Origin of the sequence: Devosia equisanguinis (assembly GCF_900631955.1) — a bacterium.
In the GTDB taxonomy this organism is placed as follows: Bacteria; Pseudomonadota; Alphaproteobacteria; order Rhizobiales; family Devosiaceae; genus Devosia; species Devosia equisanguinis.
In genome coordinates, this window is sequence record NZ_UZWD01000065.1 from 1 (window position 1) to 3,277 (window position 3,277).

General features: G+C 65.8%; 3 protein-coding genes. All 3 read left to right on the forward strand.

Annotated elements, in window-relative coordinates:
* Positions 1-274 precede the first annotated feature (274 nt).
* The 3 genes from DEVEQU_RS19115 (at position 275) to DEVEQU_RS19125 (ending at position 3,145) form a co-directional block, all read left to right on the forward strand.
* Positions 275-1,276, forward strand: a complete 1,002-nt coding sequence (locus DEVEQU_RS19115) for an iron chelate uptake ABC transporter family permease subunit (protein WP_126152205.1) — start codon at positions 275-277, stop codon at positions 1,274-1,276.
* Positions 1,273-2,073 (forward strand): ABC transporter ATP-binding protein, encoded by an 801-nt coding sequence (locus DEVEQU_RS19120; RefSeq protein ID WP_126152206.1) that lies wholly within the window; start codon positions 1,273-1,275, stop codon positions 2,071-2,073. The genes DEVEQU_RS19115 and DEVEQU_RS19120 overlap by 4 nt, the downstream gene beginning before the upstream one ends.
* Before the next feature lie 70 nt (positions 2,074-2,143).
* Positions 2,144-3,145, forward strand: a complete 1,002-nt coding sequence (locus DEVEQU_RS19125; RefSeq protein ID WP_126152207.1) for a TIGR03842 family LLM class F420-dependent oxidoreductase — start codon at positions 2,144-2,146, stop codon at positions 3,143-3,145.
* The last annotated feature ends 132 nt before the right edge of the window (positions 3,146-3,277 follow it).

The following is a 3,277-nucleotide window of genomic DNA, read 5'->3' on the forward strand; positions in this document are numbered from 1 at the left end:
GTGGGGGGTCGTTCAGTGACATACCGTTGGACCCCCTCCCAGCCTCCCCCGTCAAGGGGGAGGGAGTGCAGCAGTCGGCGCGTCGGAGGTGTGCCACACTAGGAGCCCGACACCTCCCCAACCCACCCGCCGTCACCCTCGGGCTTGACCCGAGGGCGTTACGTTTAAAGCGGGCGCAGCAAGTCCCTACCACTCGGGTCAAGCCCGAGAGCGACGTCCCACGCAAAAACTCCGCCCACCCGGCACGCCATCGCAGTATCGGGTCATCACCACCATGACCCGCCTCTCCCTCCCCGCCCTCTTTGCCCTGCTCGTCCTCAGCGCCATCGTCGCAGTCACCTTCGGACCCGCCGATATCACGCCCTCCGAAGTCTGGTCGGTCATCCTCCACCATCTGGGCCTCCTGCCCGATAGCCCCGTCTCCCGCCTGCGCGATGCCATCGTCTGGGAACTGCGCCTGCCGCGCGTGCTCACCGCCCTTGGCGTCGGGGCCGGCCTCGCCTTGTCCGGCACGGTCATGCAGGCGCTGACCCGCAATCCCCTGGCCGACCCCTATCTGCTCGGCCTTTCCTCCGGCGCGGCCCTCGGCGCGGTGCTGTTCCTCCTCGCCGGCCTTGCCCTGCTCATGCCGCTCGGCGCCTTTCTCGGCAGCATCGGCGCCTTGGCACTGGCGCTGTTCGTCGCCGGCCTGCTCGGCGGCGCCACGCCGAGCCGTGCCATTCTGGTGGGCATCTGCATTTCCGCGCTCGCCTCGGCCGCCACCTCCTTTCTCATCTTCTGGTCGGCGACCGGCGACAGCTATCGAGAAATCCTTTCCTGGCTGATGGGCTCGCTTTCCGGCTCCGTCTGGACCGATGCCGGCCTTGTCGCCGCCGCCCTCGTTCTCGGCGCCCCGGTCATCCTCATCTCCGGCCGCGCCCTCGATGCCTTCGCCTTCGGCGATAATGCCGCCGCCACGCTGGGCATCGACGTGCCGCGCCTGCGCTGGACCCTGCTCGGCGCCACCGCCCTGCTCACTGGCGTCATGGTGGCCATTGGCGGCGCCATCGGATTTGTCGGCCTCGTCGTGCCCCATGCGGTGCGCCTGGCGCTGGGCTCGCGCCATCGCATTCTGCTGCCCCATGCCATGATGGTCGGCGCCATCTTCATGCTCTGGACCGATACTGCCGCGCGCACCCTGTTCAACCCGCGCGAACTGCCCGTCGGCATCATCACTGCACTGATCGGCGCCCCGGTCTTCCTTTTCGTTCTCCTCCGCTACCGGAGGATCACATGAGCCTTTCTGTCAAAAATCTTGCAGTGGCGCGCGGCGCCCGGACCATCCTCACCGGCGCCAGCTTCACCGCGCCACAAGCTGCTATGACCGGACTGATCGGTCCCAATGGCGCCGGCAAATCCACCTTGCTTTCCGCCTTGCTCGGCCTTGTCCCGTCCACCGGCAGCGCCAGCTTCGCGGGCGAAAACCTGCCCGCCATGCCCCGCCGCGACCGCGCCCGCCTCGCCGCGCTGGTCGAGCAATCCGTCTCCACCGAGGAAAGGCTCAGCGTCCGCGACGTCGTCGCCCTGGGCCGCATTCCCTTCCAGTCCGCCCTCGCCGCCGGCAATGCCGGCGAAGACGACGCCATAATCAACGCGGCCCTTTCCGAAACCGGCATGAGCGGCTTTGCGGCCCGCCGCTTCAATACGCTCTCCGGCGGCGAGCAGCAGCGCGTGCACATTGCCCGCGCCTTGGCGCAACAGCCGCGCCTCCTGCTGCTCGATGAACCGACCAGCCATCTCGATATCGCCGCCCAGCTGCAGCTCTTCGCCCTGTTGCGCCGCCGCGCCGCCACCGGCACCACCGTGGTCCTGGCCCTGCATGATCTCAATCTGGCCGCCCGCTGCCACCACCTGGTGGTGCTGACGTCCGGCCACGTCCTGGCCGAGGGTACTCCGACCCAGGTACTCACCCCCAACCTGCTGCGCGACACCTATGGCGTCGCCGCCCGCCTCGTTCCCGACCCCATCACCGGCCGACCGCTAATGGTCTATGACGAACCGGATGGTGAAAAATCCCTGCACAATCCCGATTGACAATCGCCCCGCGCCCGCCCAAAAATTTGATCGACTGGTCAAATTTCTTGCCCGAGGGAGCGCAGGACTTATGGAATTCGGAATCACCTTCAAGGGGTTCGTCGACGCCGAGCGCGCGCGCTATCTCGTCCGCGCCGCTGAATATGCCGGTTTCACCTATTGCTGGTTCTATGACAGCCACATTCTCTGGCGCGATTGCTACTCGGCCATCGCCATGTGCATGGAACACACCAAGGACATGCGCTTCGGCCCCCTGGTCACCAATCCCGATGTACGCGACTGGTCCGTAGCGGCCTCCATCTTCGGGTCTCTCTCAAAACAGTCCGGCGGCCGCTTCGATCTCGCCGTCGGCCGCGGCGACTCTTCCATGCGCGTCATGGGCAAAAAGCCGGCAACGCTGGCCCGCGTTGCCGATTTCATCGCCAAGACCAAGGCCATGGTGCGCGGCGAAGAAGTCACCTATGGCGACATTCCCGCGGCGGTGAAATTCCCCTGGGCCGTTGGCCACGACATGCCCAGCTGGATTGCCGCCTATGGGCCGCTGGCGCTCAAGACCGCCGGCGAAAGCGCCGAAGGTGTGGTGCTGCAGATTGCCGATCCTGGCCTCTGCAAATGGTTTACCGACCAGTGCATCGAAGCCGGCAAGGCTGCCGGCAAGGATATGAGCAATTATCGCTCCATGGCCGCCGCCCCCGCCTATTTCGGCGACAAGAAGCGCGCCATCGAGCATGTGAAGTGGTTCCCCGCCATGGTCGGCAACCACGTCGCCGACATCGTCGAAAAGTATGGCGCCGACAGCGACAAGGTCCCCCAGAGCCTCACCTCCTATATCGAGAAGCGCCGGGGCTACGACTATTCCAAGCACGGCCAGGCCGATAATCCCTATCTCGATTTCATCACCGACGATGTCGTGGAAAGCTTCTGCGTGCTGGGCGAGCCCGACGAGCACATCGCCAAGATCCGCGATCTCGAGGCGGCGGGGGTCACCCAGTTCAACATCTATCTCGACAGCGGCGATGAGGAGGAAATCATCGCCAATTACGGCCGGCACGTCATCCCGGCGTTCCGCTGAACCAAACCAGAGGCGCTCCGCAAGGGGCGCCTTTTTTGTGAGGTGCGCTCAGGCTTCGGCTCTATCGCACCCTCCCCCCTTGAGGGGGAGGGCCGGGGTGGGGGGTGGTTCAGTGATTCACTGATGGACCCC

Excerpts from the sequence above, each read along its gene's own strand:
- DEVEQU_RS19115 (WP_126152205.1), top strand. The coding sequence starts at position 275 with ATGACCCGCCTCTCCCTCCCCGCCCTCTTTGCCCTGCTCGTCCTCAGC.
- DEVEQU_RS19120 (WP_126152206.1), top strand. The coding sequence starts at position 1,273 with ATGAGCCTTTCTGTCAAAAATCTTGCAGTGGCGCGCGGCGCCCGGACC.
- DEVEQU_RS19125 (WP_126152207.1), top strand. The coding sequence starts at position 2,144 with ATGGAATTCGGAATCACCTTCAAGGGGTTCGTCGACGCCGAGCGCGCG.